The organism is Blastococcus sp. SYSU DS0533, assembly GCF_054050775.1.
Genome location: NZ_JBJGZZ010000015.1, coordinates 1 through 24,274 on the forward strand (window position 1 = coordinate 1; position 24,274 = coordinate 24,274).

General features: G+C 77.7%; 32 protein-coding genes and 2 pseudogenes. 22 read left to right on the plus strand and 12 right to left on the minus strand.

The features are described 5' to 3' along the window. Both ACI79W_RS15995 and cobC read right to left on the minus strand, forming a co-directional pair. Window positions 1-707: NAD(P)-dependent oxidoreductase (locus ACI79W_RS15995; RefSeq protein ID WP_456563079.1), on the minus strand; the 707-nt coding region annotated here is incomplete at its 3' end. Then, window positions 641-1,717 carry an Rv2231c family pyridoxal phosphate-dependent protein CobC gene (gene cobC / locus ACI79W_RS16000; RefSeq protein ID WP_456563080.1) on the minus strand — a complete coding sequence of 359 codons (1,077 nt, stop codon included), beginning with the start codon at window positions 1,715-1,717 and terminating at the stop codon, window positions 641-643. The genes cobC and ACI79W_RS15995, both read right to left, overlap by 67 nt. A 109-nt stretch (window positions 1,718-1,826) precedes the next feature. Between cobC and ACI79W_RS16005 the strand changes: the two genes are divergently transcribed. From ACI79W_RS16005 to ACI79W_RS16020, 4 genes are all read left to right on the plus strand, one after another. Next, window positions 1,827-2,279 carry a hypothetical protein gene (locus tag ACI79W_RS16005; RefSeq protein WP_456563081.1) on the plus strand — a complete coding sequence of 151 codons (453 nt, stop codon included), beginning with the start codon at window positions 1,827-1,829 and terminating at the stop codon, window positions 2,277-2,279. Further along, window positions 2,276-2,569 carry a transcriptional regulator gene (locus ACI79W_RS16010; protein ID WP_456563082.1) on the plus strand — a complete coding sequence of 98 codons (294 nt, stop codon included), beginning with the start codon at window positions 2,276-2,278 and terminating at the stop codon, window positions 2,567-2,569. The genes ACI79W_RS16005 and ACI79W_RS16010 overlap by 4 nt, the downstream gene beginning before the upstream one ends. A gap of 70 nt (window positions 2,570-2,639) precedes the next feature. Then, window positions 2,640-3,704 (plus strand): AbrB family transcriptional regulator, encoded by a 1,065-nt coding sequence (locus tag ACI79W_RS16015; RefSeq protein WP_456563083.1) that lies wholly within the window; start codon window positions 2,640-2,642, stop codon window positions 3,702-3,704. Window positions 3,705-3,810: 106 nt separating this feature from the next. Next, window positions 3,811-4,065: a hypothetical protein gene (locus ACI79W_RS16020; protein ID WP_456563084.1), complete on the plus strand. Its 255-nt coding sequence runs from the start codon at window positions 3,811-3,813 to the stop codon at window positions 4,063-4,065. A 6-nt stretch (window positions 4,066-4,071) separates the two neighbouring features. On the opposite strand, the gene ACI79W_RS16025 is transcribed toward ACI79W_RS16020, so the two are convergent. Next, window positions 4,072-4,587 (minus strand): type II toxin-antitoxin system PemK/MazF family toxin, encoded by a 516-nt coding sequence (locus ACI79W_RS16025; protein ID WP_456563085.1) that lies wholly within the window; start codon window positions 4,585-4,587, stop codon window positions 4,072-4,074. A gap of 182 nt (window positions 4,588-4,769) precedes the next feature. Between ACI79W_RS16025 and ACI79W_RS16030 the strand changes: the two genes are divergently transcribed. Next, window positions 4,770-4,967, plus strand: a complete 198-nt coding sequence (locus ACI79W_RS16030) for a hypothetical protein (RefSeq protein ID WP_236833136.1) — start codon at window positions 4,770-4,772, stop codon at window positions 4,965-4,967. 7 nt (window positions 4,968-4,974) lie between these two features. Here ACI79W_RS16030 and ACI79W_RS16035 read toward each other — a convergent pair whose 3' ends face one another. Together ACI79W_RS16035 and ACI79W_RS16040 are read right to left on the minus strand one after the other, a co-directional pair. After that, complete coding sequence (locus ACI79W_RS16035; protein ID WP_456563086.1) at window positions 4,975-5,400, minus strand: VOC family protein; 426 nt, start codon at window positions 5,398-5,400, stop codon at window positions 4,975-4,977. A 103-nt stretch (window positions 5,401-5,503) separates the two neighbouring features. After that, window positions 5,504-6,127 (minus strand): MSMEG_1061 family FMN-dependent PPOX-type flavoprotein, encoded by a 624-nt coding sequence (locus ACI79W_RS16040; protein WP_456563087.1) that lies wholly within the window; start codon window positions 6,125-6,127, stop codon window positions 5,504-5,506. A 40-nt stretch (window positions 6,128-6,167) separates the two neighbouring features. Here ACI79W_RS16040 and ACI79W_RS16045 point away from each other — a divergent pair, with 40 nt between their 5' ends. Then, window positions 6,168-6,557, plus strand: a complete 390-nt coding sequence (locus ACI79W_RS16045) for an acyl-CoA thioesterase (RefSeq protein ID WP_456563088.1) — start codon at window positions 6,168-6,170, stop codon at window positions 6,555-6,557. On the opposite strand, the gene ACI79W_RS16050 is transcribed toward ACI79W_RS16045, so the two are convergent. The 5 genes from ACI79W_RS16050 to ACI79W_RS16070 form a co-directional block, all read right to left on the minus strand. Continuing rightward, on the minus strand, window positions 6,544-8,046 hold the full coding sequence (locus tag ACI79W_RS16050) for a cobyric acid synthase (protein WP_456563089.1): 1,503 nt from the start codon (window positions 8,044-8,046) through the stop codon (window positions 6,544-6,546). The genes ACI79W_RS16045 and ACI79W_RS16050 overlap by 14 nt on opposite strands. Next, complete coding sequence (locus ACI79W_RS16055) at window positions 8,043-8,708, minus strand: lysophospholipid acyltransferase family protein (RefSeq protein WP_456563090.1); 666 nt, start codon at window positions 8,706-8,708, stop codon at window positions 8,043-8,045. Before ACI79W_RS16055 ends, ACI79W_RS16050 begins: the two co-directional genes overlap by 4 nt. A 129-nt stretch (window positions 8,709-8,837) precedes the next feature. Then, the gene (locus ACI79W_RS16060; protein ID WP_456563091.1) at window positions 8,838-9,542 is read right to left on the minus strand and encodes an ANTAR domain-containing protein; all 705 of its coding nucleotides are present in this window, start codon (window positions 9,540-9,542) and stop codon (window positions 8,838-8,840) included. 148 nt (window positions 9,543-9,690) lie between these two features. Continuing rightward, window positions 9,691-11,136 (minus strand): MocR-like transcription factor YczR, encoded by a 1,446-nt coding sequence (gene yczR, locus ACI79W_RS16065; RefSeq protein WP_456563092.1) that lies wholly within the window; start codon window positions 11,134-11,136, stop codon window positions 9,691-9,693. A gap of 248 nt (window positions 11,137-11,384) precedes the next feature. Beyond that, window positions 11,385-12,329, minus strand: coding sequence for a cobalamin biosynthesis protein (locus ACI79W_RS16070; RefSeq protein WP_456563093.1), 945 nt, complete (start codon window positions 12,327-12,329; stop codon window positions 11,385-11,387). Between the two features lie 64 nt (window positions 12,330-12,393). Here ACI79W_RS16070 and def point away from each other — a divergent pair, with 64 nt between their 5' ends. The 6 genes from def to ACI79W_RS16100 all read left to right on the plus strand — a co-directional run bounded on the left by def (window position 12,394) and on the right by ACI79W_RS16100 (window position 16,069). Further along, window positions 12,394-12,951, plus strand: a complete 558-nt coding sequence (gene def, locus ACI79W_RS16075) for a peptide deformylase (protein ID WP_456563094.1) — start codon at window positions 12,394-12,396, stop codon at window positions 12,949-12,951. Window positions 12,952-13,041: 90 nt separating this feature from the next. Continuing rightward, entirely contained in the window at window positions 13,042-13,536 is a 495-nt protein-coding gene (locus ACI79W_RS16080) for an FBP domain-containing protein (RefSeq protein ID WP_456563095.1), read from the plus strand. A 44-nt stretch (window positions 13,537-13,580) separates the two neighbouring features. Then, entirely contained in the window at window positions 13,581-14,759 is a 1,179-nt protein-coding gene (locus ACI79W_RS16085) for a glucose-1-phosphate adenylyltransferase family protein (protein WP_456563096.1), read from the plus strand. Window positions 14,760-14,800: 41 nt separating this feature from the next. Continuing rightward, the gene (locus ACI79W_RS16090; RefSeq protein ID WP_456563097.1) at window positions 14,801-15,130 is read left to right on the plus strand and encodes a tetratricopeptide repeat protein; all 330 of its coding nucleotides are present in this window, start codon (window positions 14,801-14,803) and stop codon (window positions 15,128-15,130) included. 133 nt (window positions 15,131-15,263) lie between these two features. Then, complete coding sequence (locus ACI79W_RS16095) at window positions 15,264-15,779, plus strand: FKBP-type peptidyl-prolyl cis-trans isomerase (RefSeq protein WP_456563098.1); 516 nt, start codon at window positions 15,264-15,266, stop codon at window positions 15,777-15,779. Between the two features lie 95 nt (window positions 15,780-15,874). Next, window positions 15,875-16,069, plus strand: coding sequence for a hypothetical protein (locus tag ACI79W_RS16100; RefSeq protein ID WP_456563099.1), 195 nt, complete (start codon window positions 15,875-15,877; stop codon window positions 16,067-16,069). Between the two features lie 37 nt (window positions 16,070-16,106). Here the strand turns inward: ACI79W_RS16100 and ACI79W_RS16105 are convergent, their stop codons facing one another. Further along, window positions 16,107-16,658 (minus strand): histidine phosphatase family protein, encoded by a 552-nt coding sequence (locus tag ACI79W_RS16105; protein WP_456563100.1) that lies wholly within the window; start codon window positions 16,656-16,658, stop codon window positions 16,107-16,109. Window positions 16,659-16,723: 65 nt separating this feature from the next. Between ACI79W_RS16105 and ACI79W_RS16110 the strand changes: the two genes are divergently transcribed. The 3 genes and pseudogenes from ACI79W_RS16110 to ACI79W_RS16120 form a co-directional block, all read left to right on the plus strand. Beyond that, window positions 16,724-17,512, plus strand: coding sequence for an oxidoreductase (locus ACI79W_RS16110; protein WP_456563101.1), 789 nt, complete (start codon window positions 16,724-16,726; stop codon window positions 17,510-17,512). Between the two features lie 87 nt (window positions 17,513-17,599). Continuing rightward, a complete protein-coding gene (locus ACI79W_RS16115; protein WP_456563102.1) occupies window positions 17,600-17,902 on the plus strand; it encodes an aldo/keto reductase in 303 nt (100 codons plus the stop codon). A 49-nt stretch (window positions 17,903-17,951) separates the two neighbouring features. Continuing rightward, window positions 17,952-18,404: pseudogene (locus ACI79W_RS16120) on the plus strand (aldo/keto reductase); the annotation flags it as partial. An 87-nt stretch (window positions 18,405-18,491) separates the two neighbouring features. On the opposite strand, the gene ACI79W_RS16125 reads toward ACI79W_RS16120, so the two are convergent. Further along, window positions 18,492-19,334: an HAD family hydrolase gene (locus tag ACI79W_RS16125; RefSeq protein WP_456563103.1), complete on the minus strand. Its 843-nt coding sequence runs from the start codon at window positions 19,332-19,334 to the stop codon at window positions 18,492-18,494. A 125-nt stretch (window positions 19,335-19,459) separates the two neighbouring features. On the opposite strand from ACI79W_RS16125, the gene ssd reads away from it, so the two are divergent. From ssd to ACI79W_RS16160, 7 genes and pseudogenes are all read left to right on the plus strand, one after another. Then, complete coding sequence (ssd, locus tag ACI79W_RS16130; protein WP_456563104.1) at window positions 19,460-20,533, plus strand: septum site-determining protein Ssd; 1,074 nt, start codon at window positions 19,460-19,462, stop codon at window positions 20,531-20,533. Beyond that, the gene (locus tag ACI79W_RS16135; RefSeq protein ID WP_456563105.1) at window positions 20,530-21,669 is read left to right on the plus strand and encodes a TadA family conjugal transfer-associated ATPase; all 1,140 of its coding nucleotides are present in this window, start codon (window positions 20,530-20,532) and stop codon (window positions 21,667-21,669) included. Before ssd ends, ACI79W_RS16135 begins: the two co-directional genes overlap by 4 nt. Further along, the gene (locus tag ACI79W_RS16140) at window positions 21,666-22,457 is read left to right on the plus strand and encodes a type II secretion system F family protein (RefSeq protein ID WP_456563106.1); all 792 of its coding nucleotides are present in this window, start codon (window positions 21,666-21,668) and stop codon (window positions 22,455-22,457) included. Before ACI79W_RS16135 ends, ACI79W_RS16140 begins: the two co-directional genes overlap by 4 nt. Then, complete coding sequence (locus ACI79W_RS16145; protein WP_456563107.1) at window positions 22,454-23,185, plus strand: type II secretion system F family protein; 732 nt, start codon at window positions 22,454-22,456, stop codon at window positions 23,183-23,185. Before ACI79W_RS16140 ends, ACI79W_RS16145 begins: the two co-directional genes overlap by 4 nt. 112 nt (window positions 23,186-23,297) lie before the next feature. Next, window positions 23,298-23,564: a DUF4244 domain-containing protein gene (locus tag ACI79W_RS16150; protein ID WP_456563108.1), complete on the plus strand. Its 267-nt coding sequence runs from the start codon at window positions 23,298-23,300 to the stop codon at window positions 23,562-23,564. Window positions 23,565-23,602: 38 nt separating this feature from the next. Beyond that, on the plus strand, window positions 23,603-23,941 hold the full coding sequence (locus ACI79W_RS16155) for a TadE family type IV pilus minor pilin (protein WP_456563109.1): 339 nt from the start codon (window positions 23,603-23,605) through the stop codon (window positions 23,939-23,941). Further along, window positions 23,908-24,216, plus strand: a pseudogene (locus ACI79W_RS16160) (Rv3654c family TadE-like protein); the annotation flags it as partial. The gene ACI79W_RS16155 and the pseudogene ACI79W_RS16160, both read left to right, overlap by 34 nt. Window positions 24,217-24,274: the final 58 nt, after the last annotated feature.

Consider the following 24,274-nt stretch of genomic DNA (forward strand, 5'->3'; position numbering starts at 1 on the left):
AGGGCGGCCAGCAGGGGCTGGGGGCCGAGGTGGTCGGCGACGACGACGTCGGCGGTGGCCAGGGCCTGGCGGCCGCGGACGGTGATCAGCCCGGGGTCGCCGGGCCCGCCGCCCACCAGCACCACGCTGCCGCCCGGTGCGGGACGGGCGGCGCGGTCGCGGATGCTGCCGTCGGTCAGCCCGGCGACGATCGCGTCCCGGACCCCGATCGCCCGCTGCGGGTCGCCGCCCCCGTGCACCCCCACGACCAGGTCGCCCTGCCGCCCGACGGCCGGCGTCCAGACGCTGGAGGCGGCCCGGTCGTCGGCGCGTGCGCAGAAGATGCGGGCGTTCTCGGCCTCCTCCGCGACGGCGGCGTTCACCGCGGGGTCGTCGGTGGCGGCGACGGCGTACCAGGCGCCGGCCAGGTCGCCGGGCCGGTAGGTGCGCCGGTGCCAGGTCGCGCTACCGGCCGCGGCCAGCGACTCGAGCGCGGGCGTGATCTCCGGGCTCACCACCGTGACCCGGGCGCGCGCCTCCAGCAGCCCGGCGACGCGCCGGTGGGCGACCCGGCCGCCGCCCACGACGACGACCGACCGGCCGCGCAGCCGCAGGCCGACCGGGTAGACCGTGCCCTGCTCGGGGGGCAGCGGGGTGGCGTTCAGCGGATCTCCTCGGGGACGCCGGTGGTCGTCTCTCCCGCGGATCCGGACCGGGGGGACCGGCACAGGATCCCAGCGAGGGTCGCGGCGAACGCGCGGGAGGTGCCCGGGTCCCGCACGGCCACCCGCAGGTGGTCGGGGCCGAGGCCGGGGAACGAGTCGCCGCGGCGGACCGCCCAGCCCGCGTCGCGCAGGTCCTGCCGCACCCGCGCCCCGTCCGGCACGCGCAGCAGCACGAACGAGGAGCGGGGGGCCCCCAGGACCGCCACCCCCGGGGGGAGCGCGGCCAGCAGCGCGGCGCGGTGCCCGGCGAGCGCGACCGCCGCCTCGTGCGCCTCGACGCGTGCGCCAGGGGCGGTGCAGGCGACCAGCGCGGCCAGCGCCGGGGTGCTCACCGGCCACGGGGGCTGCTGGGCGGCCAGCGCGGCCACCAGGTCCGCCGGTCCCAGCGCGTAGCCGACGCGCAGCCCCGCCAGGCCCCACGTCTTGGTGAGACTGCGCACGACGAGCACGCCGGGCAGGTCGGCGCGCCCGGCCAGCGACTCCGGCTCCCCGGGCACGGTGTCGGCGAAGGCCTCGTCCACGACGAGCACCCGGCCGGGGCGGGCCAGGGGGGCGAGGTCCCGGGCCGGGTGCAGCACCGACGTCGGGTTGGTGGGGTTGCCCAGCACCACCAGATCGGCGTCCTCGGGGACGGCGGCGGGGTCGAGCCGGAAGCCCTCGGCCTCGGAGAGGACGAGCCGGGTGACCGGGTGGCCGGCGGCCCGCAGCGCGGCCTCCGGCTCGGTGAACGAGGGGTGGACGACGACGGCGTGCCGGGGCCGCAGGGCGCGGGCGATCAGTACGAACACCTCCGCCGCGCCGGCGGCGAGCAGCACCTCGGCCGGATCGCGGCCGTGCGCGGCGGTGACGGCCGCGCGGGCAGGGGCGAGGACCGGGTAGGCCGCGCTGGCGTCCAGCGCCTGCCGCAGGACGTCGCGGAGCCACGGCGGGGGTGTCCCGGCCCGCACGTTGACGGCGAGGTCGACCAGGCCGGGCGCCAGTTCGGCGTCGCCGTGGTGCCGCAGATCGGTCACGTCTCCTCTTCGCTGTCGCATCGGGCTCGGCGGCCATGAGACCACGGCCCGTGTGACAGGCGTGTGGCGCGCCTTGACGGATCGGAAAGCGGAGACCACGCTTTCCGGCATGGAAAGCGACAAGGTCCACGCCCGGGCCCAGCTGGCCGCCCTGCGCGCGGACCGGGTGGCGCTCGCCGAGCGGGTCGTCCAGCCCTGGTGGTACGACGTGCTCCTCGGCCTCCTGACGTTCCTGCTGTTCGCGTCGTACTCGTTCGCCTTCCCCTGGCTGACGCTCGGCGCGCTGGTGCTCTACCTGGCCGGGCTCCGCGGGCTGGTGGCGGTCTACCGGCGGCTGACCGGCGCCTGGGTCGGGGGTGACCGGCCGGGGCCCACCCGCCGGGCGTACAGGGCGTGGCTGGTCGGTGCCACGCTGGTCGTGGTGCCGGCGCTGGTCCTCGAGCTGCTGCTCGACGTCCACGGGGCGATGGTCGTGGCCGGCGCGGTCCTCGGGATCGGCATCGCGCTGGTCAGCCGGTGGTGGACGCGCATCTACGTCGCCGAGCTGCGCGGCGAGCTGTGACCGCCGTCGAACCGCGGTTCGACCCGGTGGTGCACGCGCCGCCCCGGCTGCAGGTGTGCGGCCTGCTCGCCGTCGTCGACACGATGGACTTCGCGGCGGTGCGCGAGCAGGTCGGCGTCAGCGACTCGGTGCTCTCCAAGCACGTCAAGCAGCTGGAGGAGGCCGGGTACGTGGAGGTCCGCAAGGCCACCCGCGCCTCGCGCCTGCGCACCAGCCTCGCGCTGACCCCGGCCGGCCGGGCTGCCTTCCACGCCCACGTCGCCGAGCTGCGCCGGATCACCGGGGGGTGATGCCCTGCGCGCGACCACCCGCGCACCGGCAGAGTGATCACTGCTGGGGTGACGGTGGAGCGGAGGGCGGATGCGGGGCCGGTGGGGCGCGGGGCTGCTCGACGCGGCCGTCGTCGCCACCGGTGCCGTCGGTCTCGGGGTGCTGCTGGGGGTGGCCGGCCTGCCCTCGCCCGCGCTGTTCGGCGGCCTGCTCGCCGGCCTCGTCCGCGCGCTGGCGGTCCGTCCGCGGGCCAGGGTGCCGGATCGGCTGGGCACCGCCGGGCAGGCCGTGATCGGCGTCTCCATGGGCGCGCTCGTCGACGTCGGCACGCTGCGGGCGGTGGCCGTCGACTGGCTGCCGGTCCTCCTGGTCACCGTCGCGACGCTCCTGCTGAGCCTGCTGGCCGGGTTCGCGCTGCGGCTGCACCCGGGCATCACGCCGGTGACCGGTGCCTTCGCCATGATCGCCGGGGGCGCCTCGGGGATCGTGGTGATGGCCCGCGAGCTCGGCGCCGACGAACGGGTCGTCGCGGTGCTCCAGTACCTGCGGGTGCTCCTCATCGTGCTGCTCATGCCGGTGGTCGCCACCACCGCCTACGGCGCCACCGCGGGCGCCGGGCTCGTCCCCGACGACGTCGGCGGGCCGGGCTGGCCCGCCGGGCTGGCGTTCACCGCGGTGTGCGCGGTCGTGGGGCTGGTCGCCGGCCGGCTGCTCCGGGTGCCCGTCGCCGCGCTGCTCGGCCCGCTCGTCGCAGCCGCGGTCGCGGACCTGAGCGGCCTCTCCGGCGGTGCGGGGGTGCCGCCGCTCGTCGAGAGCGCGGCGTTCCTGGTGATCGGCCTCCAGGTCGGCGCCAGCTTCACCCGGGGCAGCCTGCGGGACATCGGCCGGGCCCTGCCCCTGGCGCTGGGGATCGTGCTGGTCCTCGTCCTGGCGTGCGCCGGTCTGGGTGGGCTGCTGGCCGCGGCCACGGGGGCGACCGCGCTCGAGGGGTACCTCGCGACGACGCCCGGCGGCCTCTACGCGGTCCTGGCCACCGCCCGCGACTCGGGTGCCGACACCACCTTCGTCCTCGCCGTCCAGGTGCTGCGGCTGTTCGTGATGCTGTTCAGCGCGCCTCTGGTGGCCCGCCGGCTCCGCAGGGGGCCGGCGGGCTGAGCTCCCCGTGGGCGGGTGTCCCGGGGGCGGGCACCTGACGAGCGGGCCGGACGCGCCTACCCTCGTGGACCGGCGCACGAGCGGGAGGAGACGGCAGCTGTCCGAGATGAACGCGGCCACACCGGGGCCGGACCCCGACGACGCGGTGCTGCTGTTCGTCGGCGGCCCGCTGGACGGGCGCGTGCAGATCCGGGAGGCCCGGCACGGCGACCCGTTGCCGACCGTGACCCACGTCCACCTCCACGGCGGGCCCAAGGTCGTGCACCGCTACGACCTGGAGCCGATCGCCGACGGCGTCGGGGTCTACAACCTGCGGCCGCCGGTGCGGCGGCCGGCGCGGGACGAGTCCGTCGCGGACTGACCCGCGTCACCAGCCCTGCACGCGGCGGGCCTCGCCGATGACGCGGTCGAAGCGGGGGCGGTCCAGCGCCGCACCCTCCCGGCGGACCGTCGCCGGATCCAGCACCAGCAGCCGGTCCAGCCGCACCTCGCTCGGCCGCCCCCGCGGGTCCCACGCACCGCGGCCGATGTCGGTCCACACCCGGCCGTGGCGGGCCTCGTCGGCGGCGTCCCGGTCGTGGTCACGGCTCGTGAGCATCAGGCCCAGGAGGTCGCCGTCCCGCCGGCCGATGACCAGCACCGGCCGGTCCTTGCCGCGGCCGTCGCCCTCGTCGAAGGGGACCCACGCCCACACGATCTCCCCGGGGTCGGGACGCCCGTCGTCGCGCGGCCCGTACTCCACGTCCGGCGCACCGGACGGTCGCGGCAGGGTCGCCGGCGCCGGTCGCGGCCGGGTGCTCCCCGGCACCGGGGCGCGCAGCAGGTGCAGCACGCGCCCGGCGGTGCGCGCCGCCGTCCGCCCGAGGCGCCGGAGAGAGGCCATGCCGGGCACCGTACGGAGCCGCTGGGGCGGGGGGAGGGGCGGCCCGGGACACGGGACCGTCACCGGTCGTCCCACGTGACCCATCGGCACCAATTGGTCACCGTGGGGGTTGGCCGGGGCGGCGCGGGGGCAAGCATGGCCTGCGGGGAGCGTGCCGGCGTCCCCCGGGAGAAGGGGGCTTCATGACTTCGGCCGAACCGGCGCGCCCTGCAGTTCCGCGTGCCCGCGAGGTCCAGGCGAGCGTGCTCGCCGCGTTCCAGCTGGTGGAGGACGCTCGCTACCTCGGCTCGAGCCGCAGGCGCCGCCGGCTCCGGGTGCGCGCGATGGCCGAGCGGGCCGTCGCCGACCGGAAGCTCGCCCGGGACCTCCGCGCCGGCTGAAGCACGTTCAGGCGACGCAGAACTCGTTGCCCTCGGGATCGGCGAGCGTCACCCACGCGATCGGGCCCTGCCGGCCGCGCCACAGCTCGCGGGCGCCCAGACCCACCAGGCGGGCCACCTCGGCGTCGACCCGCTCCGGCCCCACGGACACGTCCAGGTGCACCCGGTTCTTGACCGCCTTGGGTTCGGGGACGAGCTGGAACAGCACCCGCGGGCGGCCGGCGTCGGGCGAGGTGATCGCCGCACCGACCTTCCAGACCAGCGCGCCCCGGTGGGTGGTGGTGTCGTCCGCGGTGGCCGCGCCGGCGTCGAGCATCCGGCGGATGAAGGCCTCGTCCTGGGGCTCCACCTGCCAGCCCAGGGCCTGGGCCCACCACGCGGCCAGGTCGTGCGGTGCGGAGCAGTCGACCGTGATCTGGACGTCGAACGCCATGCCCGGAGGCTACGTCCGGGTGCCGACATCCGGATCCGCCCGGACGCCCCGGCCCCGTCCAGAGGCACGCCGCGAGGCTGCGAGCGGTGCGGAGGCGGGGTCCTCACAGCTCCTGGGCGAGCTCCGCGCGGATCGTGGCGTCGTCGGGCAGGTCCTCCGCCAGCGCGCAGTGGTCCTTGATTACCCGGCCGAAGGGCGTCAGCGCCTTCGGGTCGATCCGCTTCGCCGGGTCCCACAGCCCCGAGCGCATGACCGACTTCGGGCACTGGAAGTAGGCCCGCCGCACCTGGAGGAGCAGCACCGACAGCGGTGCCCGGCCGAACTCGGTGAGGTCCAGCGGCAGCTCCCCGGGGGCGACCAGCGTCGCCGTGCCGTAGACGCGCAGGGTCTGCTCGACGCCGGGCACCAGGAACATCAGCGCGGCCCGGGGGTTGACGGCCACGTTGCGCAGGCTGTCGACGCGGTTGTTGCCCGGCCGGTCGGGGAGCACCAGCCGGTGCGCGTCCAGCACGTGGACGAAGCCCGGGTCGCCCCCGCGCGGGGAGACGTCGGGCCAGCCCTCGGCGTCGGCGGTGGCCAGCGTCGCGAAGGGGGAGTGGGCGATGAACTCCCGGCAGTGGGCGTCGAGGTGGTCGATCACCTTGTCGAGCACCAGGCCGCCCGGCGTCCGGTAGCCGGCCAGCACCGGGTCGTCGGTGGGCGGCGGAGGCAGCGGGGTGGCGGGCACGCGACGACGGTAGACGGTGGCGCGGCTAGCGTGGCGCCTCGTGCCGCAGGTGTGGAGCTCCCCCGTCCGATACGTCGAGTGCGACCAGCAGGGCGTCGTCTTCAACGCCCACTACCTGACCTGGGCCGACGAGGCGTCCAACGGCTGGTGGGCGTCCCACGGGCTCGCGTGGGACGACCTGGTCGCCCGCGGCGTGGACCCGGTGGTCAAGGCGAGCTCGCTGGAGTGGGCGTCGTCCGCGCGCTGGGGCGACACCGTCGCCGTCGACGCCGAGACGGAGAAGGTGGGGCGCACCAGCGTGGCGGTGCGCTTCACCGTGCGCGTCGGCGAGCGGGTGTGCTGCGTCGTCCGCACCACCTACGTCTGCGTCGCCGACGGCCGCTCCGCCCCGTGGCCGGACGACGTGCGGGCGCGGCTCACCGAGGGCTGAAGCCCGAGCCGGGCGGCAGCAGCGGCAGGTCCGCGGGCGGGCCCTGCTCGACGAGCCGCCACAGCGCCTGGGTGTCGGCGTGCTCGGCGACCAGGTCGCCCAGGCGGTCGAGCCGGGCCTCGCGCACCGTCGCGAACTCGGTCTCCGGGGCCGGCACGAACCGGCGGCCGGTGATGCGGGCGACCTCGGTGAGGAAGGCCCGGCGGAACCCGTCGTTCTCCAGCGCGCCGTGCCACGTCGTCCCGAAGACCGCGCCGGCGCGGGCGCCGTCCAGGAACGGCTCCGCGTCCTCGTCCACCGTCACGACGCCGTGGTGGATCTCGTAGCCGTGCACCGTCTCGCCCAGGGCGCTGCCCACCGGCCGGGCCAGCGTCTTCTCCCGGGCGAACCGGACGTCGGCGGGCAGCAACCGCAGCCCGTCCACCGTGCCCGCCCGCGACTCGACCTCGTCGGTGATCGTGCGGGCGAGCATCTGGTGCCCGCCGCAGATGCCGAGCACCGGCGTCCCCTCCGCCGCCCGGCGCAGCACCGCGTCGGCGACGCCGGTGGCGCGCAGCCACGCCAGGTCGGCGACGGTCGCCCGGCTCCCGGGCAGGACGACCAGGTCGGCGTCGGCGAGCTCCTCGGGGCGGGTGGCGTAGCGCACCAGCACCCCCGGCTCGGCGGCGAGCGCGTCCAGGTCCGTGAAGTTCGACAGCCGCGGCAGCCGGGCCACCGAGACGCGCAGGACGTCGTCCCCGACCGGTGCGGCCCCCGACACGGCCACGGGCACGTTGAGCGAGTCCTCGACGTCCAGTTCCAGGCCACCGAGGAAGGGCAGGACGCCGAGCACCGGGCGGCCGGTGAGCGCGGTGAGCCGGTCCAGCCCCGGGCGCAGCAGGCGCACGTCGCCCCGGAACTTGTTGACCAGGAAGCCGGCGACCAGCCGCTGGTCGGCCGGCGGCATGAGCGCGACCGTGCCGTGCAGGGCGGCGAAGACCCCGCCCCGGTCGATGTCGCCCACGACCACCACCGGCAGGTCCGCCGCGGTGGCCAGCCCCATGTTGGCGATGTCGTCGGCCCGCAGGTTGATCTCCGTGGGGGAGCCGGCGCCCTCGCAGACGACGACGTCGAAGCGGGCGCGCAGCTCCGCGAGGCTGCTGAGCACCTGCTCCAGCAGCGCGGCCTTCATCGGCCGGTAGGAGAGCGCGGTGACGTCGGCGACCGGCCGCCCCAGGACGACGACCTGGCTGGAGTTCTCGCCGCCGGGCTTGAGCAGCACCGGGTTCATGGCCGCCTCCGGCTCGACGCGCGCCGCCGCGGCCTGCATCACCTGTGCCCGCCCGATCTCGGCGCCGTCAGGGGTGACCACGGAGTTGTTGCTCATGTTCTGCGCCTTGAACGGGGCCACCGAGACGCCCTGGCGCACCAGCCACCGGCAGATGCCGGCGGTGACCACCGACTTGCCGGCGTCCGAGGTGGTGCCGGCGACCAGCAGCGCCCCGCTCACGCCGCCTCGCGCGGGACGTCCCAGCCGGCCTTCTCCTGGCCGGAGAGGTCGGCGATCGCCAGCATGATGCGGTCGGTCACCTCGCGTCGGGCCTTGTTCCGGTCGGCCTGCCCCCGGTGCTCGGGGAAGGTCAGCGGCTCGCCGAAGGTGATCGCGATGCGGTGCGGGCGGGGCCACCGGGCACCGACGGGCTGCACCCGGTCCGTACCGCGCACCGCGACCGGGACGACGGGGCAGTCGGCGGTGAGCGCCAGCCAGGCGACACCGGTCTTGCCGCGGGCCAGCCGGCCGTCCCTCGAGCGGGTGCCCTCGGGGTAGAGGCCGAACGCGGTGCCGTCGCGCAGGATGGCCAGGGCGGTGTCCAGCGCCGCCTGCGCGGCCCGGTGCGTCTCCCGCTCGACGGGATGGGCGCCCAGGGCGGTGAACAGCGTGCGGGTGAGCCACCCGCCGACCCCGCGGCCGGTGAAGTACTCGGCCTTGGCCAGGTAGGCGACCCGGCGGGGGGCCGCCAGCGGGATGACGATGCTGTCGATGAAGGACAGGTGGTTGCTGGCGAGGATCACGGGGCGGTCGAGCGGCACGTTCTCGCGCCCGGTGATCCGCGGCCGGCACAGGACGAAGAACAGCGGGCGCAGGACGAACCGGGCCAGGACGTAGAACATCGCAGGCTCCCTCCTCGGCGGCTCCGGAGCCGCGCCCCCGGACACCGCGGGCAGCCACGATCCTGCCGGACCGCGCCCGGCGGCGGGGCGGCGGCTCCGGCTGGGCGGAGGACCGCCCCGCCCCGACGGCTACCCCGGGGGGCAGGCGTCGTGCAGGATGGCGCGCACGTCCTCGGGCAGCCCCCCGTGCCCCGCGGCCGAGGCAGTGATCGCCTGCGCGACGTCCCGCACCTTCCGGTGGGTGTGGCTGGAGATGTGCGACAGGAGGTCGAACGCGGTCTGCTCGGCGCAGCCGGTGAGGAGCATGAGGATGCCCTTGGCCTGCTCGATGACCGCCCGGCTGATCATGGCCGTCCGCAGCTGCTCGACCTCGTCCCGGAGGGCGTCGGTCCCGGCCGGGTCGGGCACCGGGGAGCGGGCGCCGGAGAGGTCCACGCAGAGCCCCTCGACCGCCCGCACGCCCCCCGCCCCGTCGCCCACGGGCTCGCCGACCAGCAGCACCGGGCGCGCGGGCCGGTCCGGGTGGTGCACGTGCGTCTCGACGGCGAACGGCTGCCCGGTGCCGCAGGTGGAGAGGGCGGCGAGCAGCCGGGCGCCGTCGGCGGGGTGCTGGACGCGCAGCAGCGCCTCGGTCGAGGGCGTGCCGTCCAGGCCGATCATGTCCTGCATCTCGGGGGACCACCACCACGTGCCGGTGTGCCGGTCGAAGCGGTAGCGGCCGACGATCCCCGGCGAGGGGGCAGGGCCGCGGGTGATCGTGCGGCGCGGGTCCTGCCCGCGGCCGTACGAGGAGTGGGCGGCGGGGCGGGAGCGCGGCAGTGACGGAGAGGACATGCTCGACCTCCAGGACGGAGGCTTGCCGGTGACCGGCAGGCCCGAGGTGCCGGTTGCTCGACGCCACGAGCCCCGGCGCCGCGTGGGGCGCCGGACCTCCCGGACACCGAGACCGTACGTGCCCCCGGCGGTGCCCGCCAGCACGGGCTCAGACGACGGTGAGCGGGCGCGGAGGCCCGGCGGCCGCGGTCGTGCGCGCCTCCCGGTCGAGCCGGGCGAGCACGCCGACGGCGGCGCGCAGCCGCTCCGGGGGGAGGGTGAACGGCAGCCGGAGGTGGTCGTCGAAGGCGTGCCCGGTGCCGAACGCGCCGCCCTCGGCGAGCAGCAGCCCGCGTTCCGCAGCGGCCGAGGTCAGCGCGGCCGAGCTCGCCCCCGGGGGGAGGCGGCACCAGACGGCGAGCCCGCCGGTGGGGACCGGGGCCGTCCAGTCGGGCAGCTGCGCGGCGAGCTCGGCCAGCAGGACGGCGCGCCGCTCGCGGAGCAGGGCCCGCCGGTGCTCGAGGATCTCGTCCAGCTGCCGCACCAGCACGGTGGCGGTCAGCTGGTCGAGCACCCCCACCGAGAGCTGGCGGCGGCTCAGCGCCTCGCCCAGCCGGGCAGCGAGGCCTGCTTCGGTGCGCAGCCACCCGATGCGCAGACCACCCCAGACGGCCTTGGACAGACCGCCGACGGTGACCGTGGCCGCGTCCGGGACGCCGGCGGCGAACGGCGGCGCGGTCGGGGCGTCCAGCTCGAGGCCGGTGGACACCTCGTCGACCAGGGTCACCACGCCGTGCTGCCAGAGGGTCGCCGCCAACCGCCGCCGGCCGGTCGCCGAGAGGGCGACGCCGGTGGGGTTCGAGCAGTCGGGCATCAGGTAGGCCAGCCGGGGGCTGCTCTGCCGGGCCGCCAGCTGCGCGGTGCCGACGAGCGCGTCGGGGTCGGCCGGGTCGACCGCGGCCGGGACGCACCGCCCCCCGGCGGCGGCGACCAGCCCCACCGCGCCCGGGTACGTCGGGTGCTCGACGAGCACCCGGTCGCCGGGTTCCAGCAGCGTGTCCAGGGCGAGGGCGGCCGCGTCCCCGACGCCCGCGGTCACCACCACCTGCTCCGCGTCGGTGGGCAGCCCCCGCGAGGTGAACCAGCCGGCCACCGCTGCGCGCAGCTGCGGCAGCCCGCTGGGCGCGTAGCCGTGGGCGGGCAGGTGGGCCGGCAGCTCGCCGAGCGCCTGCTCGTAGGCGGGCAGGAGCTGGGGTGCCGCCTCCGGGGCCGCGTGCGCCAGGTCGATCACGCCAGGGGCGGTGCTCGGCGGGGCCCAGCCGGACCGGACGTCGGGGAGCGCGGTGACGGTGCCCGACCCGTGCCGGGTGCGGGCGAAGCCCTCGTCGCGCAGCACGCGGTAGGCCGAGGCGACCGTCACCCGGCTGACGCCCAGCTCCGTGGCGAGCTCCCGTTCCGCGGGCAGCCGCACGCCAGCGGGGAGGGCGCCGGCGGCGAGCAGGTCCCGGACCCGTCGGGCGAGGCCCGCGTACAGGGGTGCGGGGAGCCCGTCGACCGGGCCGACGAGCGTGGCGAGCTGTCGGGCTCCGGTGGACCGCTCCGAATCAGGTGGCATGCGGCCACCATGCCGGATTGGCCTGCTGGATGCCAGGGCACATGATGCCACTCTTGCCGCATGAACACAGGTGGAACCGTCGCTCTGCTGCTCGTCCTGCTCGGGCTGGGTTACCTGTCGGTGGCCACGCTCCGCGTCACGCTGCGGGGTGGACCCGGCCCGGGTGACCCGCCGGCCAGCCACCTCCGGGCCGACCCGGCCGGCTTCCCGGTGGCTGCCCGGCCGCACGGCGCGGCGCACCGGGCTCGTCAGGGGCGCAGCCGGCGCGCCAGGACCGCCGCGACCGCCGCGGCGGTCCACACCGCGCGGGAGAGCGCCACGGCGCGCGGGACGTCCGCGGTCCCCGGCGGCCGGCCGTCCCCGAGCGCCGGGCGCACCTCGACCCTGTTGCCGTAGACGTTGCGGCCGCCCAGGCGCAGGCCGAGGGCACCGGCGAGCGAGGCCTCGCACCGGCCGGAGTTCGGGCTGGGGTGCGCCGCACCGTCGCGGCGCCAGACCCGCAGCGCACCGGCGGCCGACCCGCCGACGAGAGGGGCGCAACCGACCGTCAGCGCCGCGGTCGCCCGGGCGGGCACCCAGTTGGCGACGTCGTCGGCGCGGGCGGCGGCCCAGCCGAACCTCGCGTACCGCGGCGATCGGTGGCCGACCATCGCGTCGAGGGTGTTGACCGCGCGGTAGCCCAGCAGCCCCGGCAGGCCGGCCACCGCTCCCCAGAACAGCGGGGCGACGGCCGCGTCGGAGGTGTTCTCGGCGACCGACTCCACCGTCGCGCGGGCCAGTTCGACCTCCCCGAGCCCGCTCGGGTCGCGCCCGGCCAGCCCGGGCAGCGTGGCCCGCGCGGTGGGCAGGTCGCCGGCGGCCAGGGCGTGGTGCAGCCGCGCCGCCACCCGCCCGAGCGAGGTGCCGCCCAGGACGGCCCAGGTCGCGGCGGCGGTCACCGCGGTGCGCAGTGCGGGCCGGGAGCGGGTGGCCCGGTCGGCGGCCAGCCCGAGCGCGGTGGTGGCGCCGACCAGCACGGCCCAGTGGGCGGCGCCCGCGGCGCGGGAGTCCCGCCACGTGCGGCGCTCCAGCGCGGCGGCGGCCCGGCCGAAGCCGGCCACCGGGTGGCCCCGCCGCGGATCGGCGAGCGCGAGGTCGGCCAGCGCGCCGAGGGCCAGCCCCAGCGCGGTCGCGGAGTCGGGGCCCGGGCGCACCGCGCCATGGTGCCAAGCCACCGGCAGGCGCCGGGCCGGCGGTGGCGCTCCCTAGGATCGCCGCATGCGCCTGTTCGGCCGTTACGACGGCGTCGCCCGGCCGATCGTCACCTACGGCAGCGACCCGGTCCTGCACCGCCGCTGCACCGAGGTGACCGCCTTCGACGACGCGCTGCGCCGGCTGGTGCTCGACATGTTCGCCAGCATGGAGGCGGCCGACGGCGTCGGGCTGGCCGCCAACCAGATCGGGGTGGACGCCCGGGTCTTCGTCATCGACTGCCCGGACGCCGACGGCGAGGACGTCGTCGGCTACGTCGTCAACCCCGTCCTCACGGTGCTCCGGCCGGTGGGGGACGAGCCGGCGGAGGAGATCACCGAGGAGGGCTGCCTGTCGGTGCCCGGCCCCTACGCCGAGCTCCCGCGCGCCTTCCGGGCCCGGGTCGACGGCGTCGACCTGCAGGGCGACCCGGTGGCGATCGAGGCCACCGGCATGGCCGCCCGCTGCCTGCAGCACGAGGTCGACCACCTCGACGGCACCGTCTACGTCGACCGGCTCCCGGCCGAGCTCCGCGAGCGGCTGCTGGCCGAGGCGGCCGGTCCCGGCGGTGAGCTCCCCGCCTGACCGCGGGACGGAAAACCAGGTGAGCGCGGCGCGGGGATCGCCGATGATCCTCCGTCGGCACCCGCACCACCAGGAGAAGAGGCGCCACCGGTGACACCGCTGTCCGAGACCGAGGTCCGGCGCTCGTTCGTCAACTGCTCACGCGGCGAGGCGAGGACCCTGACCCTGCCCCAGGACTTCGACGAGCTCGACTGGACCCAGCAGGACGTGCTGGGCTGGCGCGACCCGAAGGCGCCGCTGCGGGGGTACCTGGTCGCGCAGCTCGACGACGGGACCGTCGGGATCGCCGTCCGGGCCGCCGAGAGCAGCATGTCCAGCCGGACGGCGGCGATGTGCCTGCTCTGCCAGACGGCGCAGCCCGGTGACGCCGTCTCGCTGTTCACCGCGCGCCGCACCGGTGACGCCGGGCGGAACGGCAACACCGTGGGCACCTACATCTGCGCGGACCTGCGCTGCTCCACACGTGTGCGCACCGAGATTCCGCCGTGGCTGCGGGACCGCGACCCCGAGGAGGTCGTCGCCGAGCGCGCCCACGAGCTGCGGGAGCGCGTGCGGGGGTTTCTGGACTCGGTGCGCCGCCCCTGACGGCCGACGGGTGGGCGGGCCCCCGGTGGGGTAGCCAGCCGCACATGGCGCTCCCGCGGACCCTCGTGCTCGTGCTCGCCGGTGGCAAGGGCAACCGACTGGAGCTGCTCACCGAGCAGCGGGCCAAGCCCGCCGTGCCGTTCGCCGGGGTCTACCGGCTCATCGACTTCCCGTTGTCGAACTGCGAGCACTCGTCGATCGCCGACGTGTGGGTGTCGGTGCAGTACCAGCCGCAGTCGGTGAACGAGCACCTGGGCGGTGGTCGCCCCTGGGACCTGGACCGCACCAACGGCGGCCTCATGATGCTGCCGCCGTTCCAGGGCAGCGAGCGGGGCGGTTTCACCGAGGGCACCGCCGACGGCTTGTGGCGGCAGTCCCAGCTGATCCGGCAGTTCGCGCCCGACGCGCTCGTGGTCGTGAGCTCCGACGCCGTCTACAAGCTGGACTACCGCGAGGTCGTCGACAGCCACCTGGGCTCCGGTGCCGAGGTGACGATGGTGACCACCGAGGTCGAGTCCGACGACGCCTCCCGCTACGGCATCGTCGAGGTCGGGGAGGGGGGCCGGGTGACCGGCTACGCCTACAAGCCCGACGACCCGGCGACGACGACGGCGACCAACGAGGTGTTCGTGTTCTCCCCGGAACCCACGCTGGACCGGCTGGAGGCGCTGAGCCGCGAGGTCGGCGAGGACGGCCTGGAGGACCTCGGGGACCACCTGCTGCCGGCGCAGACGGAGGACGGGCTCGCCCGCGCCTACCGGCTGGACGGCTACTGGCGCGATGTCGGCACCATCGAGTCCTACTGGCGGACGAACCGTGAGTTCCTCGACGAGGACCCGCCGCTGGACCTCGACGACCCGCGCTGGCCCGTGCACACACGGGGCGGGCGGCACAGCGCCGCCCGGGTGCTCGACGACGGGAGGATCGAGAACAGCCTGCTGGCCGGCGGTACCCGGATCTCCGGTGACGTGCGCGGCTCGGCTCTCTCCCCGGGCGTGGTGGTCGAGCGGGGCGCCACCGTCGTCGACTCGGTGCTCCTGCCCGGCGTCCGCGTGCGGGCGGGGGCGACCGTGACCCGTTCGGTGCTCGACGACGGCGTGGACGTGGGGCGGGGCGCGTCGATCGGCGGGGACGGGGACATCACGCTCGTGGGACGGGCGGCGCGGGTCGCCGAGGGCAGCGAGCTCGCCGCAGGGGCCCGCTACCCCGAGCCGGAGGGGTGACCGGCGGGAAGCGGCCGCCGCGCGCGGGCGTTGCAGGCGGCATGACCCAGCCGTTCGAGATCGACCTCCACTCGGAGTTCCTCCGCGCCGACCTCCTGCTGAACATGGGTCAGCCCGATGCGGCCGCGCGCATCCTGCAGCCGGTCGTCGACGCCGAACCGCGCAACGAGGCGGCGCTGGAGCTGCTGGCCCGGGCCTACTACGGCTCGGCGCAGCTGGGGCCGGCCGAGGCGGCGCTCGCCCGCCTGGTGGACCTGTCTCCCAGCAACGGCTGGGCCCGCCGGGCGCTGGCCCGCACGCTGGAGCGGCAGAGCCGGGGTGGCGAGGCCGCGGTGCACCACCGCGTCGCCGACGCCCTGGGCGCCGCCTGACCGGGCGTACCGGCGCGGTCGTCGGGCTCTGCGACCATGGCCGGAGGACCGCGCCGCCCCGTGGCCACGCCCGCGGCGCGCGCCGGCTGCCCGACCCGCCCCGATCCGAGCCCCCGCTCGCCCAGGAGAACCGATGACCCGCCGCACCGCCCCCGGCACCCTTCTCGCCCTGACCGTCGCCCTCGCCCTGACCGCGTGCGGCGGGGAGGACGGGAGCGGCTCGTCGCTCGAGGAGCCGACCTCGGTGGTCGCCGAGGAGGTCACCACCGACATGTCGGAGGCCCCGCAGGTGCCGGCCTCCGACGCGCCCGCGCCGACCGAGCTCGTCGTCGAGGACGTCGTGAGGGGCGGCGGTGAGGAGGCGGTCGAGGGCTCGACCGTCGCGGTGAAGTACGTCGGCGGCTTCTACGAGACCGGTGAGGAGTTCGACTCGTCCTGGAGCCGCGGAGCCGACGAGACGCTGCCGGTCACGCTCGGCGCGGGTCAGGTGATCCCGGGCTTCGAGCAGGGGATCGCAGGCATGCAGGTCGGTGGCCGCCGGGTGATCACCATCCCCAGCGAGCTCGGCTACGGCGACCAGGACCGCGGGCCCATCCCGGGCGGTTCCACGCTGGTCTTCGTGGTCGACCTGGTCGAGGTCAGCGGCTGACGCTCCGCACGGGCAGCTGAGCTGGGGGTCACGGCACGCGGAGCAGGTCGCCGGCCGCCGCTTCCGGGCGGGGGGCGGTGGGCACCCACCCCTGCATGAGCATCCTCGGCAAGCTGATGGGCACGGCGCAGAGCGCGGCGCGGGGCGGGCGCGGTACCGGCCGGGCCGCCGCCGGGCGGGGCATGGGGCGCGCCACGACCGCCCGCAGGGGCACCGGTCGCGGCCGCGCGACCCCCGCCACGACCGGGGGCGTCGGCCGGCTGGTGCAGGGCTTCCTGCGCCGGCGCTGAGCACCCGCGGTGGCCCGGCCGCACGGCCGGGCCACCGTCACTCGCAGATCTCCAGCCGGGTCACCGTGCCGTTGTGGGGGGTGACCGAGGGCATCGCGTCGGGGCCCAGCCCCGCGGCGACGGCCTGCGCGGCGCGGATGGTGTCGCCGTGGGTCACCAGCGCCACCACGTCGGCCGGGGGCTCGGCGCACAGCTGGGTGAGGTAGGCCGCCACCCGAGCGTGCAGTTCGGCCAGGCTCTCGCCGCCCTCGGCGGACCAGTGGGCGTCGGACCAGTCGACGACGTCCCACAGCTCCCTCGACGGCCGCCCTTCCAGCACCCCGTAGCCCTGCTCGCGCAGCGCGGGGGTGGTCGTGAAGGGCAGCCCGGTGGCGCGGGCGCAGTGCTCGGCGGTCTGCACCGCGCGCAGCAGGTCGCTGGAGAGCAGCACACCCGGCCGCAGCCCGGCCAGCTCGGCCGCGGCCGCCTCGGCCTGGGTGTGGCCCAGCGGGGTCAGTGGCACGTGGGCCACCTGGCCCTGCATGCGACCGGCCGCGTTCCACTCGCTCTGCCCGTGGCGCACGAGCAGCAGGGTCAGGGGTCGGGCCATGGCAAGGAGGCAGCGTAGGGCAGGGGTGCGCGGGTCCGTGCGGCGCGCCTCGTACCGTCGTGGGCGTGAGCATCCCCGTCCGTCCCGGCGCGGCACGTCCCGCGGCCGCTCCCGGCACCCCGGACCCCCTGGCCCCGCTGCTCGACCTGCCGGGCGTCCGGGACGCCGCCGACGCGGCGCGGGCGGGCATCGACCGGCTGCTGGGGCACCGCGTGCTGCGCCGCGAGTCCGCCGGGGTGAGCACCGAGTCGGCGCTCCGCGGGGCGCGCGCCTCGGCCGCGCTGGCCGGCGTCGACGTGCCGCTCGCGGAGCTCCGGGCCGGGTCGGTCGCCGACCCGGTGGTCCAGGGCGCGCTGCGGGTCTCGGCAGCGCTGGGCTCGATGGTGGAGACGTGGCCCCGCGCGCCCGGGCAGGTGCTGGCCCGCCTGCACGTGCTGGCCGCCGCCGACCTCGCCGACCGGGCCGACCTCGGCCGGCCCGCCCCGCACGCGGGGCCGCGGCTGGCCGGGCTGTTCTCCCTGGCCGGCGGTGCCACCACCGTCCCCGCCGTGCTCGTCGCGGCGCTGGTGCACGGGGAGCTCGCGGCGCTGACCCCGTTCGGCACCGGCGACGGCGTCGTCGCCCGGGGCGCGGCCCGGCTCACGGGGATCGCCCGCGGCCTGGACCCCAAGGCCGTGTCGGTGCCCGAGGTCGGCTTCGCCGAACTGGGGCGGGAGGCCTACGGCGAGGCGCTGGCCGGCTACGCGGCGGGGTCCCCGGAGGGCGTGGCCGCGTGGCTGGTGCACTGCTGCCGGGCCACCGAGCACGGGGCCCTGGAGGGCCTGGCCATCTGCGAGAGCCTGCTCCGCGGCTGAGATCGGGGGCGTGCGCACCCTCGACGTCCCTGGGCCCGGTCCCGTCAGCCGCATCGGCCTGGGCACCTGGCAGTTCGGGTCCCGCGAGTGGGGTACGGCGACAGCTACGCCGACCGCGCCGCCCGCGACGTCGTGGGCCGGGCGCGCGAGCTCGGCATCACGCTCTTCGACACCGCCGAGGTCTACGGCTTCGGGCGCAGCGAGCGGATCCTCGGCGAGGCGCTGGGGGACGAGCGCGACCGCGTCGTCGTGGCGGGCAAGATCCTCCCGGTCGCGCCCTTCCCGAAGGTGGTCCGGCAGCGCGGGGCCGGCAGCGCCCGCCGGCTGGGCCTGGACCGGATCCCCTCTACCAGGTGCACCAGCCCAACCCGGTGGTACCCGACTCCGTGACGATGCCGGGGCTGCGGGCGCTGCTGGACGAGGGGCGGATCGCGCGGTCGGCGTCTCCAACCACTCCCTGGACCCCTGGCAGGCCGCCGACGCCGCCCTGGGCGCGCCGGTCGTCGCGAACCAGGTGCGGTTCTCGCTGGCGCACGCCGGCCCGCTGGCGGACCTGGTGCCCCTCGCCGAGCGCGAGGACCGGCTGGTCGTCGCGTACAGCCCGCTCGCGCAGGGGCTGCTCTGGGGGAAGTACTCGGCCGACCACCGGCCCGGGGGTGTGCGCGCGGTCGAACCCCTGTTCAACCCCGAGAACCTCCGCCGGGTGGAGCCGCTGCTCGACGTCCTGCGCCCGGTGTCCGACGCGCACGACGCGACCCCCGCGCAGGTCGCGCTCGCCTGGCTCGTCGCGCAGCCGCGCGTGGTGGTCATCCCCGGCGCCTCCGGCGTCGAGCAGCTGGAGTCCGACGCCGCGGCCGACGAGCTCGCGCTGGCCGACGACGAGGTGGCGGCGCTGACCGCGGCCGCGCGGGCGTTCTCCCCGGTGTCCGGCGTGCGGACCCTGGTGGACGGGCTGCGGGAGCGCTTCGGGCGCTGTAGCTCAGGCGCCGCGGCGGCGGCGCCGGCCCGGGGCCGGGCCGTCGGTGGGCAGCAGCCCGGCGCGCACCGCGCGGTGCCGGGCGTACCAGGCCAGGCCCACGACGGCGGCGCCCACACCCATCGCCGCACCGGTGACCACCGGCGCGGGCGGCACCGAGAAGCGGGACCGCATGCTCACCGGCCGCTCGAAGCGCAGCACCGGCCAGCCGTGCTGCAAGGCGGCCTTGCGCAACCCGCGGTCGGGGTTGACCGCGGTGGGGTGGCCGACGACGGACAGCATCGGCAGGTCGGTGACCGAGTCGCTGTAGGCGTAGCAGTCGGCCAGGTCGTAGCCACCCTCGGCGGCCAGCCGGCGGATCGCCTCGGCCTTGTGCTCGCCGTAGGCGTAGAACTCGATCTCGCCGGTGTACCGGCCGTCCTCGGTCACCATGCGGGTGGCGACGACGCGGTCGACGCCCAGCATCTCGCCGATCGGCTCGACCATCTCCGCGCCGCTGCTGGAGACGATGACGATCTCCCGGCCGGCGGCGCGGTGCTCCTCGATGAGGTCGGCTGCTTCGGCGTAGACCAGCGGGTCGACGATCTCGTGCAGCGTCTCCCGGACGATCTCGTGGACCGTGGCGGCGTCCCAGCCGGTCACCATCGCGGTGAGCTGGGTGCGCAGCCGCTCCATCTGCTGGGCGTCGGCGCCGGCGAGGGAGAAGACGAACTGGGCGTACGCCGTCTTCAGCACCGCGCGGCGGTTGATCAACCCGCCGGCGAAGAAGGGGCGGCCGAAGGCGAGGGTGCTGGACTTCGCGATGACCGTCTTGTCGAGGTCGAAGAACGCCGCGGAGCGGGACACGTCAGCCACGGTAGCTGGATCGGCAGGTAGCGGACCCGGGTGGAAGGTGTCCACACCCGTTGGGGTCATCCACAGTTCCACTGCCGTTCTGGTCCCGTCCGCCCCGTGTCCGGTGGGCTCGCCCCGTGCCCCTGCTGACACCCTCCCGGCCCCTGGTGGTGAGCACCGACGAGGAGCTGCTCGACGAGCTGCTCCGGCTGGTCGCGGCCGCGGGTGCGGAGGCGGAGCTGGCCACCGGTGGCCCGGCGCTGCGGCGCGCCCACCGCGAGGCGCCGCTGGTGCTGGTCGGCGCCGAGGCCCTCGCCGCCGGGGTGCTGCGCGCGCTGCCCCGCCGCCCGGGGGTGGTCGTCGTCGCCACCGCCGAGCTGCCCGCGGAGGGGTGGGCGGCCGCCGTCGAGTCCGGTGCCGAACGGGTCGCGGTGCTCCCCGCCGACGAGGGGTGGCTGCTCTCCCGCTGCGCCGCCGCCGTCCGCGCGCCGGCCGAGCAGGGCCGGCTCCTCGCCGTGGGCGGTGCCTGCGGTGGTGCGGGCGCGAGCACGGTGGCCGCGGCGGTCGCCCTCGCCGCCCCCGGCGGCGCCGTGCTGGTCGACGCGGACGCCTGGGGCGGCGGGCTGGACCTGCTGCTCGGGGCGGAGCTCGCCGAGGGGTTGCGCTGGCCCGAGCTGACCGGGTTGCGGGGGGAGGTGGCCGGCGATGCGCTGCTGGCCGCCCTGCCCGGGATCGGCGGGATCCACCTCGTCTCCGCCGACCGCGCGGGCGCGGCGCCGATCCCCGATGCGGCGCTGGCGGCGGTGGTGTCCGCCGGCCGCGGCACCGGGCGGACGGTCGTCGTCGACCTGCCGCGCCCGGGGTGCGAGGGCCCTGGCCGTGGGGCGCAGGAGGTGCTCGCCGACGCCGACCTCGCGGTGCTCGTGGTGCCCGCGCGGCTGCGCGCCGCCACGGCCGCCCGGCAGCTGGTCGCGGCCGCCGGCTCCCCGTGGTCGGCGGCGTCCCTGGTCGTCCGCACCCTGCCCGGCGGGCTGCTGCCCGGTGACGTGGCCGAGGTGGTGGGCCGGCCGGTGTCGGCCGAGCTGCCGCACGACCGGGGAGCCGTCGCCCGGGCCGAGCGCGGCCAGCCGCCGGGTGGGCAGCCGCGGTCGCCCCTGGCCGTCGTCGCCCGGCGGCTGCTCGCCGAGCTGGACGAGGGCGGTGGCCGGTGAGCGAGCCGTCGCTGCTGGACCGCGTGCGGGCGCGGCTCGCCGTCGCCGACGAGGTGCCCTCCCGCGCGGGGGTGGTGGCCCTGGTGCGCGCCGAGGCCGGGGGGCTCCTGGGTGACCGCGACGTCCTGCTCGCCGCGCGTGACGCCGAGGATGAGCTGGCCGGGGCCGGGCCGCTGGAGCCGCTGCTGCGGCTGCCCGGGGTCACCGACGTCCTGGTCAACGGGCCCGGCGAGGTGTGGCTGGACCGCGGGGCCGGGCTGGAACGGGCCGCCGGTGTCGGCTTCCCCGACGACGACGCGGTGCGCCGGCTGGCGGTGCGCCTGGCCGCCTCGGCCGGCCGCCGCCTCGACGACGCCGCGCCGTGGGTCGACGTCGGCCTCCCCGGCGGCACCCGGCTGCACGCCGTGCTGCCGCCGGTCTCCGCCGGTGCCACCTGCCTCTCCCTGCGGGTGCTGCGCCGGTGCGCGCAGGCGCTGGCCGACCTGGAGGCGCGCGGGGCGCTGCCCGGTGAGAGCGGGGCGCTGGTGCGCGCCGTGGTGGCGCGGCGGGCGGCCTTCCTCGTCACCGGCGGGACGGGCTCGGGCAAGACCACCCTGCTGTCGGCCTTGCTGGGTGAGGTCGACCCGGCCGAGAGGCTGGTGCTCTGCGAGGACGCCGCGGAGCTGACGCCGCCGCACCCGCACGTGGTGCGGCTGCTCACCCGTCCGCCCAACGTCGAGGGCGCCGGCGCGGTCGGCCTGCGCGACCTGGTTCGGCAGGCCCTGCGGATGCGGCCCGACCGGCTGGTGGTCGGGGAGGTGCGGGGGCCGGAGGTGGTCGACCTGCTCGCCGCGCTGAACACCGGCCACGACGGCGGCTGCGGCACCCTGCACGCCAACCGGGCCGCCGAGGTGCCGGCGCGGCTCGAGGCGCTGGGCGTGGCCGCCGGGCTGGGCCGTGCCGCGGTGCACAGCCAGACCGCGGCCGCCCTGCACGTGGTGCTGCACCTCCGGCGGACGCCAGCCGGCCGGCAGGTGGCCGAGATCGGGCTGCTCCGGCGGCAGGGGGAGCTCGTGGTCGTGGAGCCCGGCTGGCGGGCCGACGGCGGGCCGTGCCCGGCCGGCGACGCGCTCCGGCGGCTGCTGGCCGGCCCGTGACCGCGGCGCTGCTGGCCGCGGTCGGTGCGGTGCTGCTCTGGCCCGACGCGCGGACGGTCGCCCGCCACCGGCTGCTGCGCCCCGGCCGGGTCGCCGGTGCCCGCGTCCGGGAGCAGGTACCGCTGCCGCTCCTCGCCGCGGTCGCCGCGGGCGGCGCGGGTGCGTCGCTGGCCACGCCGCTCGTGGCGGTGCTGGCCGCCGGCTGCGCGGGTCTGGCGGCGCGCGCCCGGCAGGCCGGCCGTCGGGCGGCGGACGACGTCACCCGCCAGGCGGTGCTGGCCGACACGCTGGGCGCGGTCGCGGCCGAGCTCCGCGCCGGCCGGACGCTGGCGGAGGCGGTGCGTACGGCCGCGGCCGACTGCCCCGATCCGGCGTGCGGCGCCGCGCTGGTGCGCGCCGCCCGCGCCCCGGTGCCCGAGGTGGCCGGCAGGCCCGTCGGCGACGACGGGACGCCGGCCGCGCTCGCCCGGCTGTCCGCCGCGGTCGCGCTCGGCACCCGCACCGGCTGCTCCCTGGCCGCGGTGGTCACCGCGGTCGAGGACGACCTCCGGGCCCGGCTCCGGCGGCGCCGCGAGCTGCTGGTGGCCACCGCCGGGCCCCGGGCCAGCGTCCGGCTGCTGGCCGGCCTCCCGGTGCTGGGGCTCGCGATGGGCAGCGGCGTCGGCGCCGACCCCTGGCACGTGCTCACCCGCACCGCTACCGGGCAGGGGCTGCTGGTCGCCGGGGTGCTGCTCGAGGTGGCCGGCGTCGCGTGGACAGCCCGCCTCGTGCGCCGGATCGCGCGGTGACCGCCGTGCTGCCGGTGCTGCTGCTGGCCGCGGCGGTGGCGCTGTGGGCACCCGGGGCGGCCGTGGCCGGGGAGCGGGTGCGCCGGGTGACCAGGGGCGGGGCACCGCGCGCGGGCCCCGGGGACGCGCCGGCCGCGAGGGCCTCCCGGCGGTGGCTCCTCGCCGGGGCGGCCGGCCTCGCGGCGGGGCTCCTGCTCGGGGGCGGGGTCGGCGCGTGCGCCGCCGTCGTCGTCACCGGCGCCGGGGAGCGGCTGCTGCGGGCCGCGACGCCCGACCGGGACGCGGAGGAGCGGGCGGCCCTCCTGCGGGAGCTGCCCGTGGCCTGCGAGCTGCTCGCGGCCTGCCTCGGGGCGGGGCTGCCCCTCGCGGGCGCGCTGGCCGCCGTGGCCGGGGCGGTGCCCGGTCCGCTGGGCCGGCGGCTGCGGGGCGTGGCGGCGCTGCACCGCATGGGTGCCGCGCCGCGGCGGGCGTGGGCCGGCCAGCCGGCCGAGCTCGGCGGCCTGGCGCGCGTGCTGGTGCGCGCGGGGGAGTCAGGCGCCGCCGCGGTGCCGGCGCTGCACGCCCTGGCCGGGGAGCTCAGGTCGACGGCGCAGGCGCAGGGGCAGGCGGCGGTGCAGCGGGCCGGCGTGCGGGTGCTGGCCCCGCTCGGCCTCTGCTTCCTGCCCGCGTTCGTCTGCCTGGGCGTGGCGCCGCTCGTCCTCGGCATCGCCGGTGACGTCTTCGGCTGAGCGTCCACAGCCGCCGGCTCCCTCCACAGATCGCCCGCACGCACGGACCCCGGCCTGCCCGGACGCGAGGCTCGCAGCACCGCCCCGCCGGGGCCCGACCGAGAGGACCGCCATGACCGCCGACCTGCCCGCTCCGGGTACCGACGCCCACCCCGACGCCACCCCTGACCCCGGGCGCCGGCCGGGTGACCTGACCCGCCCGGGTCGCCTGGCGCGCCTGCGGAGCCGGGCGGAGGCCGGGATGAGCACCGCCGAGTACGCCGTCGGCACCGTGGCCGCCTGCGCCTTCGCCGCCGTGCTGTACCGGGTCGTCTCCGGCGACTCCGTCGTCACCGGCCTCACCGACCTGGTCGAGGCGGCGCTGGCCACCCTCTCCTGAGCGTGCGGCACCGAGCGGTCCGGCGAGGGGAGGCCGGGATGGTGACGGCCGAGACGGCGGTGGTGCTGCCCGTCCTGCTCCTCGTGCTGGCCGGTGCCGTCGCCGTCCTCACCGTGGTGGGGGCCCAGCTGCGCTGCGTCGACGCCGCCCGGGAGGGCGCGCGGGCGGCGGCGCGCGGGGAGGACGCCGCGGTCGTGGCGGAGTGGGCCGGCCTGGCCGCGCCGTCCGGGGCCCGCACCGGGCTCACCGGCGTCGGCGACGAGGTCCGGGTCACGGTGACGGCCGAGGTGCGGCCGCTGGGGCCGCTGCCCTGGCGGGTCACGGTGGCGGCGGAGGCCGTCGCATGGCGCGAGCCCGCGGCGGGGTTCGCCCGGTGAGCGGCGAGCGCGGCTCGGCGACGGTGTGGGTGGCTGTGCTCGCCGCCGTCCTGGCCTCGGTGACCGCCGGCGCGGTGCTGGTCGGGATGGCGACGGTGGCCCGCCACCGCGCCACGGCGGCGGCGGACCTCGCCGCCCTGGCCGCCGCCGGGCAGGCGGTGCGCGGTGATCCGGCGCCGTGCGCCGCGGCGGCCGAGGTGGCCGACGCCAACGGTGCCGAGCTGGTCGGCTGCCGGGGCGGCCCGGGGGCGGTCGTCGCGGTCGAGGTCCGCGTCGCCCTGCGGCTGGGCCGGCTGGGGGTCCACGACGCCGCCGGCCGGGCTCGGGCCGGCC